Annotated in this window: 11 protein-coding genes and 1 riboswitch; of the genes, 4 read left to right on the top strand and 7 right to left on the bottom strand. The window is 56.1% G+C overall.

Annotated elements, in window-relative coordinates:
• Positions 1-344: 344 nt before the first annotated feature.
• Entirely contained in the window at positions 345-1,745 is a 1,401-nt protein-coding gene (locus tag BN3277_RS11385; RefSeq protein WP_059042679.1) for an NCS2 family permease, read from the bottom strand.
• 233 nt (positions 1,746-1,978) lie between these two features.
• Positions 1,979-2,079: riboswitch (purine riboswitch) on the bottom strand.
• A gap of 199 nt (positions 2,080-2,278) precedes the next feature.
• Between BN3277_RS11385 and BN3277_RS11380 the strand changes: the two genes are divergently transcribed.
• The gene (locus BN3277_RS11380; RefSeq protein ID WP_059042677.1) at positions 2,279-3,529 is read left to right on the top strand and encodes a copper amine oxidase N-terminal domain-containing protein; all 1,251 of its coding nucleotides are present in this window, start codon (positions 2,279-2,281) and stop codon (positions 3,527-3,529) included.
• A 69-nt stretch (positions 3,530-3,598) separates the two neighbouring features.
• Here BN3277_RS11380 and guaA read toward each other — a convergent pair whose 3' ends face one another.
• The 6 genes from guaA to bcp all read right to left on the bottom strand — a co-directional run bounded on the left by guaA (position 3,599) and on the right by bcp (position 11,600).
• Positions 3,599-5,137, bottom strand: a complete 1,539-nt coding sequence (guaA, locus tag BN3277_RS11375; RefSeq protein ID WP_059042675.1) for a glutamine-hydrolyzing GMP synthase — start codon at positions 5,135-5,137, stop codon at positions 3,599-3,601.
• A gap of 78 nt (positions 5,138-5,215) precedes the next feature.
• Positions 5,216-7,264, bottom strand: coding sequence for a DUF4129 domain-containing transglutaminase family protein (locus tag BN3277_RS11370; protein ID WP_059042672.1), 2,049 nt, complete (start codon positions 7,262-7,264; stop codon positions 5,216-5,218).
• Complete coding sequence (locus BN3277_RS11365) at positions 7,251-8,486, bottom strand: DUF58 domain-containing protein (RefSeq protein WP_059042670.1); 1,236 nt, start codon at positions 8,484-8,486, stop codon at positions 7,251-7,253. The genes BN3277_RS11370 and BN3277_RS11365 overlap by 14 nt, the downstream gene beginning before the upstream one ends.
• Positions 8,483-9,454: an AAA family ATPase gene (locus BN3277_RS11360; RefSeq protein ID WP_059042669.1), complete on the bottom strand. Its 972-nt coding sequence runs from the start codon at positions 9,452-9,454 to the stop codon at positions 8,483-8,485. Before BN3277_RS11360 ends, BN3277_RS11365 begins: the two co-directional genes overlap by 4 nt.
• Before the next feature lie 107 nt (positions 9,455-9,561).
• Positions 9,562-10,932: a polysaccharide deacetylase family protein gene (locus tag BN3277_RS11355; RefSeq protein WP_059042667.1), complete on the bottom strand. Its 1,371-nt coding sequence runs from the start codon at positions 10,930-10,932 to the stop codon at positions 9,562-9,564.
• Positions 10,933-11,111: 179 nt separating this feature from the next.
• The gene (gene bcp / locus BN3277_RS11350) at positions 11,112-11,600 is read right to left on the bottom strand and encodes a thioredoxin-dependent thiol peroxidase (RefSeq protein ID WP_059042666.1); all 489 of its coding nucleotides are present in this window, start codon (positions 11,598-11,600) and stop codon (positions 11,112-11,114) included.
• A 130-nt stretch (positions 11,601-11,730) separates the two neighbouring features.
• Here bcp and BN3277_RS11345 point away from each other — a divergent pair, with 130 nt between their 5' ends.
• The 3 genes from BN3277_RS11345 (at position 11,731) to BN3277_RS11330 (ending at position 15,763) form a co-directional block, all read left to right on the top strand.
• Complete coding sequence (locus tag BN3277_RS11345; RefSeq protein WP_059042664.1) at positions 11,731-12,837, top strand: LCP family protein; 1,107 nt, start codon at positions 11,731-11,733, stop codon at positions 12,835-12,837.
• A gap of 506 nt (positions 12,838-13,343) precedes the next feature.
• Positions 13,344-14,654 carry a glutamate-1-semialdehyde 2,1-aminomutase gene (locus BN3277_RS11335; RefSeq protein ID WP_059042661.1) on the top strand — a complete coding sequence of 437 codons (1,311 nt, stop codon included), beginning with the start codon at positions 13,344-13,346 and terminating at the stop codon, positions 14,652-14,654.
• A 137-nt stretch (positions 14,655-14,791) separates the two neighbouring features.
• Positions 14,792-15,763: a bile acid:sodium symporter family protein gene (locus tag BN3277_RS11330; RefSeq protein ID WP_059042659.1), complete on the top strand. Its 972-nt coding sequence runs from the start codon at positions 14,792-14,794 to the stop codon at positions 15,761-15,763.
• The last annotated feature ends 21 nt before the right edge of the window (positions 15,764-15,784 follow it).

Here is a 15,784-nt window from a genome sequence, read left to right as displayed (position 1 = left end):
AAAGTGTTTGACTTGCTCATTTCAAAACTGACGAGATTTAAAATCTCATTTATTACTCACTCGTTGTTCAGTTTTCAAAGATCAACTTCGTTATCGTCTTATCGGCGACAACTTTTATAGTATATCAGGTATCACGTTCAAAAGCAAGAACTTTTTTTTCGATATCAAGTTCAACCTTCTACGTAAATCCCTCATCGCTGTGAGCGACTTTTATAATATACCAAACCTCACGCGCAAACACAAATGAAATACCTGGAAGCCAGAAATCGATCGAGAATCTACTATATAAAAAGAAGCCTGCAATCCCCAGAGGGACTACAGGCTTGAGAGGCCGTTATTAATCTTTATCCTTGGCTGCCAAGGAAAATGTAACGAAGGATAATGAGAACAAACAATACCCACATCAACCAGTGGATGCTGTATTTCTTTTTGCCAAGCAGATTGGCTGCGCAAGCCAACACTACATAAAACACGATGCCGAACGAAATCCCGTTCGCAATATTATAGGTAAACGGCATCATCGTTACCGTCAAGAAAGCCGGGATTGCTACAACCATATCGGTAAAGTCAATCTCGCGAATCGATTGAACCATCAGGACGCCAACGATAATCAGTGCCGCCGCCGTTGCGGAGCCTGGAATTAAGGCCGCGATCGGAGCGAGGAACAACGCTGCCAAGAAGCAAACCCCCGTTGTCACGGCGGTCAGGCCGGTACGTCCACCTTCAGCAACCCCAGCCGCACTTTCGACGTATGCCGTCGTTGTCGAGGTTCCAAGCAAAGCGCCCCCGGTAACAGCTGCCGCGTCAACCAGCATGGCTTTGCCGACGCGTTTCTTACCTTCTTCCGGATTCTTCATAATTCCTGCACGGGAAGCCGTGCCTACCAAAGTACCGAAAGTATCAAACAGTTCTACGAAAGTAAATGTTGCAATGGCGGAAATAATACCGGTATGCAAAATGCCGTCCCAGTCAAACCGTGCAAAGTTAATTTGCGTGAAGTCTGGAACCCAAGGGGTTTGCGGATCGGACAAGGTTCCGAAGTCCACCACACCCATCAGCAGGGCGATAATCGTCGTCCCCAGGATCCCCAGCAAAATCGCACCGCGAACCTGCAGCACCATCAAAATCCCGATCAGCAACAAACCGATCAAAGCGAGTTGAACATCGGTATTTTCCAAGCTGCCCAAATGGATGACCGTTTCAAAAGAAAGCACATCGGTAAACGTGTTCGCAGCAATATCGCTACCGGCTTCAACGCCGATGGTCATCAGTCCGCTGTTTTTCAGACCGATAATGGTGATAAACAACCCGATCCCTACCGTGATCGCATGCTTCAGCGAATCCGGAACCGCATCCAGCAGCATTTGGCGAACCTTAGTTAAGGTCAGCAGAATGAAGATCAAACCGGAAATAAATACGGCAGTCAAGCCCATTTCCCAAGTAAACGGATGGTCCGTTGTGGCCGAGGAAAGAATTACGGAAGCAAAATATGCATTCAGACCCATGCCCGGCGCAAGCGCTACAGGAAAGTTGATGAAAAGGCCCATGGCGATCGTGAAAATCCCGGCGGAAAGCGCCGTCGCCAAAAATACGGAATACCAGCCCATATCGATCTGACCAAAAGCTGTCAGCGTGTTAGGGTTGACCGTGAGGATGTAGGCCATTGCCATAAATGTGGTTAGGCCGGCCATAATCTCCGTACGTACCGTCGAACCATTCTGTTTCAGTTTAAAAAACCGATCCATGATAAAATTACTCCCCCTTAGAAATTGACAATCCAGGTTCAAAAAGCTGGCGTTACAGCACCACTTTGCCTGCATTCCCTTCGGAAAACGACAAAAAGCCCGAGGCGACATCCCTCGGGTTACCGTACATCCAGAAGAAACGTGATTACCCGACTTCGAAAAGCCAAAGGCTTCAGCGAAGCATACCGATATGACTTCCGGGTGAATCCGAACCCATGCCCAGTATACTCCTGAAATACGTTTCTTCTTTTCGTAGCCAGATCATTTACGGTGACCTCGTAGAGACTTCCGGGCCCATTCCCGGAATTATACGAAAAGAACTATGTGGTTTTGTCGATATCCTAACAAGCCTTGTGACGAAGGCTTATCACATGATTTATTCTAGGCGGAGGGCTCTAAATTGTCAACATAAAAAACGAATATTCGATAAAGTTTTAGCTAATATTGTTCGTCATTTGAAGAAATCGTGAAAATTTACATCGAATTCAAGAATAACCGATATATCTGTTATATTCTGGTATGGAGGTTGTTTTATGAATCTATTAAGAAAGGCGTCGCTTGCTCTGCTGGCTTACGTTATGCTTTTGTCGGTTTTAGGTATAGCCAGCCCAGCTTCAGCAGCCGACTCGAATCAGGTAACCATTGAGGTTACGACGAGAGAGACCTCTCTGATTCCCGGTAACAGCGTGATGGTCAGCGTCAGGATATCCAAAATCACGCCGGAGAACCCAAACCTCCGGTCTGCGTTGATTGCCTTAAGCTATGATGAAAAGGCATTTAGTACCGAGGGCAATATACGCTTTGATGATATGCTCGGAAAGTATATATGGAGAGCCGATACTTTTATCATCCCCTCCAAAACCTATGAATCCAGCGACTATCTGATTGAAGCACCTTATCCGGTTGATCTAGACCCTGCGGATGGCAGACGAGAAGTGATCGTATCGATCTCCGCCTTAAATAACTGGACCATCTCCTCTGCAAATGATGAAGCTTTTATATCTTTCTACCTTTCGGTGAACAAGGAAGCTCCGACTCAGGAATCTTCGATTAACGTTCTTGCTGAAGAAACGGTGCTGACGGATGCCGCCGGAAATTCCATCAAAGCGTTTGGGACCACCTCCGCGCAGGTGCATGTTGGCTTCCCTAAACAAATCGAGATTGTTCGCGGCACACTCCCGCCCACCTCCGATCCCTTCAAAGTAAGTTTAAGCAGCGGGACGGAGCTGAACGCGCTGGCTATTTTTGAGAATGGAGATACGTCCTATATCACAGGGATAGCTTCATGGGACACAACCGATCACCAGGTCATTACGGCACCCGTATACGGAAACATCCAGGCGATCGGGTTAGGAAAAGCAGAGGTGACCGTGACATTCGGCAATATGACAGGCAAGCACGAAGTCCTGGTCTACCCGAAGGGGGCCCCGGAGTTAATCGAAAAGGAAGTCGCCTACGTCACCCGAATTCCAAATGAGCGAATGTTTGCGAAGGCAGCGATCGTCCAGATCAAAGTGAACGGGAAAGCCGCTGAGCCGGGACGGATTTTCGACGGTACCACCTACGTTCCGCTGCGATCCGTCAGCAACCTGCTGGGGATGGAAATCGAATACGACAATGTCAAAAAAGCCCCCACCCTTAATGGGAAAGCGGTGCCGCATTTCTTTACTTTTTCGGGAACGACCTACATCTGGGCTCGTGACCTTCCCGCGTTGCTAGGGGCCAAAATGAGCTGGGACCGCAATAAAACGACCCTAATAATCGAAACCTCCGTTCAAAAATAAACCTAAAAAATGCTCTCTTTTAGTCGCCGGTGAAGGCGAATAAAAGAGAGCATTTGATATTTCAACAACCTATTCCCACTCGATCGTTGCCGGTGGCTTGGACGTAATGTCGTAGACCACGCGGTTTACGTTGTCGACTTCGTTGACGATCCGTACGGAGATCTTCTCCAGCACGTCCCAAGGGATCCGCGCCCAGTCGGCGGTCATCCCGTCGATGGATGTGACGGCACGGATGCCGACGGTGTAGGAGTAAGTCCGAGCGTCGCCCATAACCCCTACGCTGCGCATGTTCGGCAAAGCCGTGAAGTATTGCCAGATCTCGCGATCCAATCCGGCTTTGGCGATTTCATCACGCAGGATGTAGTCGGAATCCCGAACGATCTGCAATTTTTCTTCCGTCACTTCGCCCAAGACGCGAATGGCAAGTCCCGGTCCCGGGAACGGTTGTCTCCATACGATTTCCCGAGGCAGACCCAGCTCCTCGCCAACCTTACGCACTTCGTCCTTGAACAGCGTGTTCAGCGGCTCGATCAGCTTGAACTTCATATCCTCCGGCAGGCCGCCTACATTGTGGTGGGACTTGATCGTTTGGGCTGTCGCGGTACCGCTCTCGACGATGTCCGTATACAACGTCCCTTGAGCCAGGAATTTAAAGTCATCGAATTTGGCCGACTCTTCGTCGAACACGTAGATGAACTCGTTGCCGATGATTTTCCGCTTCCGTTCCGGATCATCCACGCCGGCCAGCTTCGAGAGGAAACGCTCGCGCGCATCAATCTTAACGACCTTCATGTCGAACTTGCCGACGAAGGTCTCCATAACGCTCTCCGCTTCGCCTTTGCGCAACAGACCATGATCGATAAACATACAGGTCAACTGGTCGCCGATCGCTTTATGAATCAGCATCGCTACGACCGAGGAGTCCACACCGCCGCTCAAAGCGCACAGCACCTTACCCTCTCCAACCTTTTCGCGAATATCCCGCACCGCGTCCTCGATAAACGTCTCCATACTCCAGTTACCTTCGCAACCGCAGATCTCATATAGGAAGTTCCGAATCATCTCATTGCCGTGCACAGAATGGCGCACTTCCGGGTGGAATTGCACGCCGTACATGCGGCGGCTAGGGTTCGCGAACCCTGCGATCGGCGCATGATCTGTCGATGCGTCAACTACGAAGCCGTCCGGAAGCTGGGTCACGTGGTCTCCGTGGCTCATCCAAACCGTCTGCTTCGCGTCAAGTCCGCGAGTTAATGCCGAATGTTCGGCAAAATCCACGTCCGCTTTGCCGTATTCGCGTTTCTCCGCGCGTTCCACCTTGCCGCCAAGCTGGTGGGCCATTAACTGCATGCCGTAGCAAATGCCGAAAATTGGGACACCGATGTCGTACACGGCCGGGTCGATATGCGGTGCATCCTCTGCGTAAACGCTGGACGGACCGCCCGAAAACACGATTCCTTTCGGCGCAATTTCCCGCAGGCGTTCTACCGGCGTATTATACGGCATCAGTTCACTGTACACGCCTAAATCGCGAATCCTTCTTGCAATTAACTGATTGTATTGGCCTCCGAAATCAAGGACCACAATCATTTCATTTGGCTTATTCATGACCGAGCCTCCCTCAAATTATGACACCTATTATACGAAACGACAAAAGAGGTCGTCAAGGAAGCCCGGATGCCAAATTCAGCGGCGGCGAAAAGCCAACTTCCGGCATAGTTCTAGGAATTTCACGCTTTCCTTTCGCTCCGGCCGCAAGCCGCCGTAGTAGATCCTCTCCCAAGTCCACACGAACTGCTCGGCGACCTCCGCTTGCGCCGGATCACCGGTAATCGTGGACTCGATATATTCCCAGGGCGTCAAGGCGGCAGGTTTGGGTCCGTAAACCCAAGCCAGCTCGCGCCACACCCGGTCCGCTGCGGCCAGCAGCTCGCGACGGCCGGGAAAAGCACTTCGTATGCGAAGCCGATCGAACGCCAGCGGAAGCACGTGACTGTACCGCCTTGTTTCCCTTGCCAGCAGCAGGATGAAGCCGACCGACAGAGCCAGGACGGCCCAATCCAACGGACGCAACCGCGGTTTCATCCCGGCCAACTCCTTTGTGACCAACTCAGTAAGCTGCGGCTGCAGGAACTTAGCCACCTCGGTTGCTTTAGCGAGCAGGGGGAAGGCTGCCTCCGCATCTACGCCGCCAATCCCGTGATCCACCAAAGTGCTCACGCTTAACGCCATGGATTCGCCAAAACCCGGTGTCGGATCAAAAGCAACCCAACCGGTCTCGGGAAAATACACCTCCACCCACGAATGGGCATCGGCATAGGTCACCGTGTAACGGTGCAATTCGGTAGAACCGGTGCCACTAGCGGTGGAAGCAGGGACAAGCCCACCGTCCGTTTCACCAGCAGCCGCAGCGGTGGAAGACACAGGGTCGCCCGGCGCAAAGCCTTTGACCCAGCGAGCCGGAACCCCGCCGCTGCGCAGCAGGACGACCATCGCCGTCGAGAAATGGTCGCAATAGCCGATGCGGTCGACGAACAGGAAGCGGTCGACGAAATCGGCACCTTCCGGCGGTTGATGCGCATCCAGACTATAAGCATAACGATGCTTCAAGTAGCTCTCGACGGCGGCGGCGGCATCGTAGCGGCTGTTTTCGGCGGCGACCAGCTGTTCGCCGAGCTTACGCACCCGCTCCGGCAGCGCATCCGGCAGCTGCAGAAAGCGGTCCCGGACCTCCGCGGGGTCCGGCCCCTCTTCTTGGCGCAGCTCGGCGGCAGACGACGTCGGTACCGCCGACGTCAGTTCGTAGCCGTAGATCTGCTCCGCCGGGGCGGCATAGTCGACGATTAAGGCATCCGCCCAGGCATCAAATCGGGCATCGATCTGCACCGGCACGTTCCCATCGCCGGCGATGATCCGTTCCGTCTGGACCGGGAGCCCGCCCGACAGCAGGGCCACCCGCCCCGTCAACGGCGCTTCGAACGTGAGCGTTTGCCGGATCAACTCCCGGCCGGTGTCGACACCGGCGACGGCAGCGGCGGCTTCACCCACGCAGACGAGCACGACGCTCCCGCCGGCTACGCTGCCGCTTCCCCGGTTCGGCCCGGACTCCCCGCGATGGAACGCCGCCGCTTGCAGCGCTAAGCCCAGCGCCGCCGAACGAATGACGCCCAAATATAGCTCCGTGCCGACAGCGGCTTCCAGCACCAGCAAATAGATCACCGTAGCCGACAAGAACAGCAGGATACTTTGGCGCGACAGCGCCAGCATTTGTACGGAGACAACTAGCAGCGTCCAGCCGATCAAGAGCAGCAACGCCCGCGTCTCCATACTAATGGCATACAGTCTTCCCGAACCCAGGAACTCCTCAAGGTCGGCAACAATCGTCTGTGCGTAGCCGGCAAACCAAGCTATCCCTTCTCCCCGACCGTACAGATACAACATCGCGCCGGCGATAAGCAAAGGCGGCAACGGTGCAAACAGGCCGGTCGGCAGCCCCAGGCAGCCAAGCAACAGCAAGGCACCGGTGAGGACGAAAAACAACGGAATCAACCCCGTTTGCGTTTCAGGCATCATGGTATACAGGGGATAGAGCCATTCCCCAAACAATCCAAACAGCAGCAGTGTGATCACGATCCGCAAGCCAGTCGAAGGCATGGGATGGCCACCTCTCCGGGATGATGCTCCCACAGCCAACTGGCCGCCAGGCGTAAGCTCTACCTGTTTAGGCGCTGACATGCCCGCTCGCCTCCTTCCGCCGGGACTTCGTCCGAAACTGCGTTAAGTCCGTAACCATAACGCCCCGCTCCCGCAACCGGGCCGCCAGTTGGATCGGTTGCCCCGACCCGCCGAGCCCGCCGGCGCACCAAACCTCCGCGGCTACCCCCATTTCGGCCAAATGCAACACATCCCCGGCCAATTCCGGCGTAAGTGCACCGGTGATGATCGTGAGGCTTTGCCCTTGGGAGAGCAGCTCGGTCCAATCCCGGCGAAGCAACTCACCCGCGGACAAGCCGCTCCCCAAGCGAAGGCCGGCCAGTTGCTCTAGGCCACTCATCATGCCTTCGCGGCCGGTAACCCGGCAGGCCCCGGCCATCGCGCCATGGCTAAACCGGAGTTCGCCGGCGTCGGAATCCCCCGCCTCCCGTGCAAGCCAGGTGGCGGCCGCCGAAACCGCCAGCTCGAAGCGAGCAGAGGAAGTGTAGTCTCCTTGCCGTGCGCTGAGCAGCAAATAACGCGGCATCACACCTTGCTCCTCGGGGATGCGGGAGAGCAGCTCGCCTTTTTTCGCCGAGTATTTCCAATGAATCCTCCGCAGCGGGTCGCCCGGCGCATAAGGCCTTAACCGCCCCGGAGCTGGAGACGACGCGACCAACTGTGGCTGCCAAGCCCCGCCGCCCTCCTGATCGCCCCTGTCCTCTGCCTTCGGCGGATCCGCCGAAAGAGCCAGGGGATGAACGACCAGCACCTCGGCCGTGGCAACCTTACGGCTGCGTTTGAACCAGCCAAACGGATCGCCCCAGATCAACCGGATGGCTGTATCTGTATAGACACCCCTAGGCAAGCCTCCTGGAAGGGTATACGTCACCCGGTATTCGCGGCGAAAACCGGAGAAAAACAAACTACCGCCCCGGACTCCCGGGCGGTTCGTTCCTTGTCCTGCCGCGATCACGGCCAACTCGTCCTCGACCTGCAGCCAAACCGGCGGCAGGCCGCCTTCGCAGCGGACCGTCAGCGTGATGGTGACCGGCTCCCCGGCGACCGGAAATACCGGCTGCCAAGCGCGCTCGACCTTGAACCGCCTCGGACCCAGCGCTTGCGCCAAAACACCTTGCAGCAGAATTAACCCCGCCAGCAGCAGCAAAAATAAAGCCGACGCCCCGCCGCGCCAAACATACCAACCTCCCAAAGCTGCGACAAACGCGAGCGCGATCGGCCATGCCCATCCCGCGCTTTTCATGACGAAGCCCCCGACGCCCGAGCCGCGAAAATCGGCACATTCACTTTGGCCAACACATCGGCCAACGCCTGCTCTCCTCCGATTCCGGCGAGCTTGGCTTCCGTCCTAAGTACGATCCGGTGCGTCAGCACGGCAGGCGCAACCGCCTTAACATCATCGGGCGTGACAAACGAGCGCCCCTTGAAATAAGCCATCGCCTGCGCCGCGCCCATCCAGGCGAGTGTCGCGCGTGGACTTAAACCAAGCGCGATTTGTGGATGGCGCCGGGACACGTCCGCGGCACTTACCATGTATCGCTTGATGACGTCGTCCACCAATACGCCGCGCACCATCCGCTGCATCACGGCCATCTCCTCCGGCAGCAACACCGGCTTCATTTCCGCGGGATTCGGCGGATCCTGCATCCGGCTAAGCATATCTACCTCCTGCTCCGGCTTCGGATAACCCAACGTTAAGCGCATGAGGAAGCGATCCAGCTGCGCCTCCGGCAGGCGGTAGGTTCCTTCGTATTCCAGCGGATTTTGCGTGGCCAGCAGCAAAAACGGCTTCGGCAAAGCCCGCGTCACTCCGTCAATCGTTACTTTCCGTTCTTCCATCGCTTCCAGCAGTGCCGACTGGGTTCGCGGTGCCGCCCGGTTAATCTCATCGGCCAGCACTACATTCGCAAATACCGGGCCAGGTCGGAACTCGAACTGACCGCTTTGCGCATGGTACACCGTTACGCCGGTCACATCAGACGGCAGCAGGTCCGACGTGAACTGGATGCGGCCAAACGACCCGCCGATGCAGGCCGCCAGCGTGCGCACCAGCATCGTTTTGCCCACTCCGGGCACATCATCAAGTAAAATATGACCGCCGCTCAGCATCGCCACCACCGCGAGCTCAATCTCCGCTTTTTTCCCAACGATCACCCGATCCACCTTGTGGACGAGCCGCTCCAGCAGCGCCTGCGCTTGATCGTGATTCATCGTGACTTCCCCTCCATTTCTCAACCATGGCCGTAATCTATCAACCAGTTTCTCCAGAAACTAGCTGAAATAGACATGGAAGAAAGAAAGGAAAGGACGTGACTCTGCTAGAGTGCCGTGACCCGCCGTCCAGTGACATTAGATACGGCCTCGACGATCGGATGGTCCAACGCCTCCAGCAGCGGACGTAGCGGGATCCATAACGCCTGCGCTTTGCGGTCAAACGTTACTTCCCATTCGACGATCGACCCGTCCTTGCGTTCGGCCGTCAACACTCCGCGCCGCGTATCGGCGACTACAGAGGCGTCCCCCCAGTGGATATAGGCGCTTTGCGTCGCCTCGCTCCAGTAGACTTTGGCGCCGAGGCGCTCCATCACCGTGCGGACGGGCGCCAGATACTGGCCGTCTTGCATCTCGTATTCCCCGGCCGCAAGCTGCGTTTGCACCCCGCCTGCCTCCACCGTCAGCGGCAGCTCCGGTTCAAACAAGGCCGCATTCGGAACAACATTGGACGCTACCCATTCGTTGGAAGGGGCTGGGCGGTTTTTCTTGCCGATTCCGGGATCCAGCGTAAATTGAACGGGCTTTTGCTCCGCAGACAGCGTCCGGAACTCATAACCTAGTTTTTTATAGTAATGAATAATATCAGGCAGCGCCTTAACGGTCTCCTCATGCCCCCCGCCGTCATGCATCAGCACGACAACCTGGTCCTGGGGTTTCTCCTTCTTCACGTTACTGATGATTTCGCTCGCCGGAACGCCTTTGCGCTTGGAATCCCCGCTGTCCACATTCCAGTCAAACACCTTATATCCACCCTGCTCCAGCAGGTTGAAATACGTCTTGTCAAAATGCCCGTACGTCCCGCCCGGCGCGCGCACCAACGGCGTGCGATCCCCCGTAATTTCCCGCAGCACTTCCTCCGTTGCCTTGATCTGCTTCCAAAAATGGCCGAAGCTATCGTACAACGCGTCATAATCATGGTTATACGTATGGTTGCCGAGGGCATGGCCGCCATCGACGATTCGCCGGATCACCTCCGGGTAGCGTTTGGCTTGCTGACCGAGCACGAAGAAGGTGGCGGTCACCTCTTCTTTTTGCAAAATCTCCAGCACTTGATCTGTATGCGTGCTGGGGCCATCATCAAACGTCAGATAAGCCGTTTTGCCCTGTACGTCTTTCTTCAAGTCCTGGGGAGGCTCCGCTTTCTTCGTTGGCTTGGCCGCTGCCAAAGCCGTTGGCGCCGCAGCCGTGCTGCCTGTGGCCGAAGTATGAACGGATTGCATCTTTTGAGTTGTAACGGCGAGATTCTTTGTATGGGTCGCGGCTTCCACCGCGGCTTGTTCCTTCATAGCATGAGCCTTCACTTCGGGCAAGCCCTGCGACTGAAAGCCCAGCGGTGCGCCGACCGCAGCGATCAGCACCAAAGTTAGCAGCATAATACGAACCAGCATAAGTCCGGACAACCGTTTTTGTTTCATCGATCTTCTACCTCCGCAGCTAGGATCAAATTCTTTTCTATGAATCCCTTGCCTATCTGGTAGATTGTATGAAGGTAGAAACGCAAATAGACTTCCCTATAACCGTTGTTGGCATAAAAAAATCGCCCCTCGTCAATCAGACCAGAGGCGATCCAGCGCAAATCCCATAAACACCCATTTTATTTCGTATTTGTCTCCCGAAGCGCCTCCAGCACTTGCTCGGCGTGCCCTTTTACTCTGACGCCCCGCCACTCACGAAGCAGCCTCCCCTCTTCATCGATAAGGAACGTTGAGCGGACGATGCCTTCATATTCGCGGCCGTACAATTTTTTTAGCTGCCATACGCCATACTTCCGGCACACCTCATGGGACTCGTCCGAGAGCAGCGGAAAATTCAGCCCTTGCTTCAGGACAAACCTGCCGTGGGATTTCACGGAATCTCCGCTGATCCCCAACACCACCGCCCCGTATTCCCCGTACGCCTGAGCAAGGTCGCGGAAATCGCAAGCCTCCTGGGTACAAGCAGGGGTCGAATCTTTCGGATAGAAATAAAGCACGACCTTGCGGCCGCGAAATTGCGATAGCGTGATTTCCTCCCCGCTGTCTGCGGGCAGTCGAAAGTCCGGAACGGGCTTGCCGATTTGCACTTGTTGCGGTTGTTCCGACATCTGAACTCCTCCTCTGGCCTCTCCAACCCTGAAATTGATTGTATTTACAAAAAAAATTATAATGTAAAGATATGTAGTATATCTATAATAGAAACCGAAATCATCGTACGATCTGAAAGGAACGAACCTAATGACCAAACGCACAAAACGGGCGATTCTCTGGTCGGTGATCGGAGTGGTCGTCGTCATCGCCGCCTTCGCGGCCTACTATTTTACCGCCATCTATAACCAAGTGGACAATTTTCAAAAAGAAGGAGAACAGTCTCCTTTCTATAACGTGCAGCCTACTGAAACAAAGGTGCCGGAGCCGCCCAAATGGGAAGGCAAAGAGCGCGTAAACATCCTATTGATGGGCGTGGATGCGCGCGGCTTGAAGAAGGGGGAAATTCCCCGTTCGGACACCATGCTGGTCGCTTCCCTGGACCCTGTGAGCAAGAAGGCTTACCTGTTCTCGATTCTGCGCGACACGTATACCGAGATTCCGGAGCACGGCTCGGACCGGATCAACACGGCGATCACCCATGGCCCGAATACGGCGATGCAGGCGGTCTCCGACCTGCTGGGCATCCCGATTCAATATTATGTGTATACCGACTTCCAGGGATTCATTGAGCTCGTGGATGCGGTCGGCGGGGTTGATTTTTACGTAGAAAAAGATATGCACTACACCAGCAAAGCGGATAACCATGAATACGACATTGATTTGAAAAAAGGACAGCAGCACCTCGACGGCAAAACGGCGCTGCAATACGTTCGCTTCCGGCATGACGCCATGTCCGACTACACCCGGACCGAGCGGCAGCGCAACTTCCTGAAGGCCGTCGCGGATAAATTGAAGTCGACGACTTCGATCATGAAGCTGCCTTCAATTCTGGAGAAAATCAATCCTTACATCGACACGAACCTGTCGGTTCAGGATATGTGGAAGCTGGCTACCGTCGGGTATGACGCGCAAATGGTCGCCAGCGAACAGATTCCGCCGATGGAGCTGCTGGTCGAGAAAACCATTGGTGGCTCGTCCGTCCTCGGCGTTCGCAGTGATGATGAATTGAAGGAATACGTGCAGGACGTATTTAATAAAGCCGCCGATAACAGAACGGACAGCGGCAGCGATGCCGGCGGAGCCGAGGGCAGCGAAGGCGGCAGCAACAACGCCGACAGCCCGAGCGGCTCGGGCCGTACGGGGGCGAACGCCGGCAGCGGCGGCGGCTCGAACCTGGAGGCGGCCAGCCCTTGAGGCGGGGTTGGTGGTTGGAGGTTGGGGAAACCTCGGTAGCCCCGGGAGTCTCGGGGGACTTGGAAGTCCAGGGTACGCTTGGGATGCCGGGTGCGTCGGGTACCCTGGGTGCTTCTGGAGCCCCGAGTGCCTCGGGAGCCCGGGTGATCTGGCGAGCTTCGCGAGACCCGAAGCTTCGTGAGCCTCGGGAGTCTCTGGAGCCTCTGAGCCCAGAATACACCATGTGCCCCGTTGCTCCACCACCGCCACCGCCACGAGATGTAAAAGTGCAGTTCATTTTAGTAAAAACCGCTCTTTTCGGCTCGCCGGATGTAAAAGTGCAGTTCATTTCCTCTGAAAAGTGGCTTTTAGGGACCTATCCCGCTAATTGAAATGCACTTTTGCAGTTGAGCGCACGAAAATGCCGGTTATCCAGACCAATCAAATGTACTTTTGCAGTTGGATCGCCGGTGCATCCATCAAATTAGTCCTCACCAGTTCTTCAATCAGAAAGGAAGTTTAGAAAGATGAATCGATCGCAATCGGAACGATTGTACGAAGAAGCGTTGCAACATATCGTAGGTGGCGTCAACAGCCCCTCCCGCTCGTTTAAGGCGGTTGGTGGCGGGGCGCCTGTTTTTATGAAAAAAGCCGAGGGTGCGTACTTTTGGGACGTGGACGGAAACAAATACGTCGATTATTTGGCGGCTTACGGGCCGATCATTACCGGACATGCCCATCCGCACGTCACGAAGGCGATCCAGGAAGCCGCCGCAAACGGCACGTTGTACGGAACACCTACCGAGCTGGAGATCCGTTTAGCCGTGATGCTGAAGGAAGCGATCCCCTCGATGGACAAGGTGCGCTTCGTGAACTCCGGCACGGAAGCGGTGATGACCACGATCCGCGTTGCGCGCGCGTATACGAAGCGCAACAAAATCATCAAATTTGCCGGTTGTTACCACGGCCATTCCGATCTCGTGCTCGTGGCCGCCGGCTCGGGCCCGTCCACGCTGGGCATCCCCGACAGCGCCGGCATTCCGACCAGCATCGCGCACGAGGTGATCACCGTGCCGTTTAACGATGCCTCGGCGCTGAAGGAAGCGCTCGACCGTTGGGGCGACGACGTCGCCGCCGTCATGGTCGAGCCGATCGTCGGGAACTTCGGCATGGTGATGCCGCAGCCCGGGTTCTTGGAAGAGCTCTGCCGGCTCGCGCGGCAGTACGGCGCCCTCGTCATCTACGACGAGGTCATTACGGCCTTCCGCTTCCACTACGGCTCGGCGCAAACCTACGCCGGCCTCTCCAACCACGAAGCGATCCGGCCGGACCTGACCGCCCTCGGCAAAATCATCGGCGGCGGGCTGCCGATCGGTGCGTACGGCGGCAGCAAAGAGATCATGGAGCAGGTGGCGCCGCTGGGCCCGGCCTATCAGGCCGGGACGATGGCAGGCAACCCTGCCTCTATCTCCGCCGGCATCGCCTGCCTCGAGGTGCTGCAAGGCGCCGGGGTCTACGACGAGATGGACCGCCTCGCCGTGAAGCTGACCGACGGGCTGGCCGAGTCGGCCCGCCGCCATGGGGTGCCGCTGACGATCAACCGGATCCGCGGCTCGTTCTCGACGCACTTCTGCGACCACCCGGTCACGAATTACGACGAGGCGCAAGACACGGACGGCGAAGCGTTCGCCGCCTTCTTCCGCGCGATGCTCCGCCGCAGCGTCAACCTCGCTCCGTCTAAATACGAAGCCTGGTTCCTGACGACGGCGCACACGGAAGCCGACATCGACTTCACGCTGGAAGCCGCCGAGGCTTCGTTTAAGGAAATCGCCCGCTAAACATCAAGTCTGCCTGGTTTGTTTTATGAACCGGCAGACTTTTTTTGATGGGAAATGATCGTGGCTCCGTCCCATTTACGATTCTCCGCGAACGTTCTATACTACAAGAAGCTTATAAACCAAAGGATGTCGTCACCATGCTGCAAACGTTGAACCGACAACTAAACAGATTGATGCCCTTGATCACGCCTGCCAGCATATTGATTGGCGTCCTTAGCGGGAGCCATCTGGCCGCATATACCTCCTGGTCTCCGTGGCTGTTTGCTTTCATGACCTTTGCCGGGAGCATCAGCCTGAGCTTCAAGGACTTCTTGAACGTACTCAAAAAACCACTTCCCCTGGTGCTCTGCCTGTTCATCCTCCATCTCGCCATGCCGCTGATCGCCATGGGGATGGGGCATGTGGCTTTCCCCGGGGATTTCTATACGATTACCGGTTTCATTCTCGCCGCGGCGATTCCAACCGGGGTCAGCAGCTTTGTGTGGGTCGGCATCTACAAAGGCAACATCGCCTTGACCCTGTCGATCATCCTGATCGATACGCTGCTGGCGCCATTCGTTGTTCCCGGCATCCTGTCGCTGCTGGTCGGCACCAGTGTTCGGCTCGATGCGTTGGCGATGATGACTAGCCTGTTCTGGATGATCGTCGTCCCTTCGCTAGTCGGTATGCTGCTGAACCAGTGGAGCAAAGGCAAGGTCATCGCCGCCTGGGGGCCTTGGCTGAACCCATTCTCCAAGCTCGCCATGGCTTCAGTCGTGGCGATCAACGGTGCAGTTGTTGCGCCTTACCTGACTGACTTCAGCCCGCGGTTACTAGGACTCGCCGCTATCATCGTCCTGCTCGCGGCGATCGGCTACGCGCTGGGCTTCGGCTTGTCCCGGCTGATCGGCCTGAACGAAGCCGACAAAGTCGCGCTCGTCTTCAACGGCGGCATGCGTAACATCAGTGCCGGCGCGGTGCTGGCCGTCACCTACTTCCCCGCTCCAGTGGCCGTCCCGGTCGTGCTGGGCATGGTGTTCCAGCAGATGATGGCCTCCCTCGTGGGCCTGGTGCTGGGACGGCAAGCCCGCGCCCGCCAGCAGAAGGACAAAACAACGGCAGCCGCGTGATCCTTTTGGATCGGCGCGTGA

It is taken from the genome of Paenibacillus rubinfantis (genome assembly GCF_001486505.1).
Classification (GTDB): Bacteria; Bacillota; Bacilli; order Paenibacillales; family Paenibacillaceae; genus Fontibacillus; species Fontibacillus rubinfantis.
The sequence above is the reverse complement of the archived record's forward strand: the minus strand, read 5'-3'. Positions and strand labels throughout refer to the sequence as shown.

What these genes read in the sequence shown, in the direction of transcription:
- BN3277_RS11385 (WP_059042679.1), bottom strand. Translation starts at nt 1,745, where the DNA reads ATGGATCGGTTTTTTAAACTGAAACAGAATGGTTCGACGGTACGTACG.
- BN3277_RS11380 (WP_059042677.1), top strand. Translation starts at nt 2,279, where the DNA reads ATGAATCTATTAAGAAAGGCGTCGCTTGCTCTGCTGGCTTACGTTATG.
- guaA (WP_059042675.1), bottom strand. Translation starts at nt 5,137, where the DNA reads ATGAATAAGCCAAATGAAATGATTGTGGTCCTTGATTTCGGAGGCCAA.
- BN3277_RS11370 (WP_059042672.1), bottom strand. Translation starts at nt 7,264, where the DNA reads ATGTCAGCGCCTAAACAGGTAGAGCTTACGCCTGGCGGCCAGTTGGCT.
- BN3277_RS11365 (WP_059042670.1), bottom strand. Translation starts at nt 8,486, where the DNA reads ATGAAAAGCGCGGGATGGGCATGGCCGATCGCGCTCGCGTTTGTCGCA.
- BN3277_RS11360 (WP_059042669.1), bottom strand. Translation starts at nt 9,454, where the DNA reads ATGAATCACGATCAAGCGCAGGCGCTGCTGGAGCGGCTCGTCCACAAG.
- BN3277_RS11355 (WP_059042667.1), bottom strand. Translation starts at nt 10,932, where the DNA reads ATGAAACAAAAACGGTTGTCCGGACTTATGCTGGTTCGTATTATGCTG.
- bcp (WP_059042666.1), bottom strand. Translation starts at nt 11,600, where the DNA reads ATGTCGGAACAACCGCAACAAGTGCAAATCGGCAAGCCCGTTCCGGAC.
- BN3277_RS11345 (WP_059042664.1), top strand. Translation starts at nt 11,731, where the DNA reads ATGACCAAACGCACAAAACGGGCGATTCTCTGGTCGGTGATCGGAGTG.
- BN3277_RS11335 (WP_059042661.1), top strand. Translation starts at nt 13,344, where the DNA reads ATGAATCGATCGCAATCGGAACGATTGTACGAAGAAGCGTTGCAACAT.
- BN3277_RS11330 (WP_059042659.1), top strand. Translation starts at nt 14,792, where the DNA reads ATGCTGCAAACGTTGAACCGACAACTAAACAGATTGATGCCCTTGATC.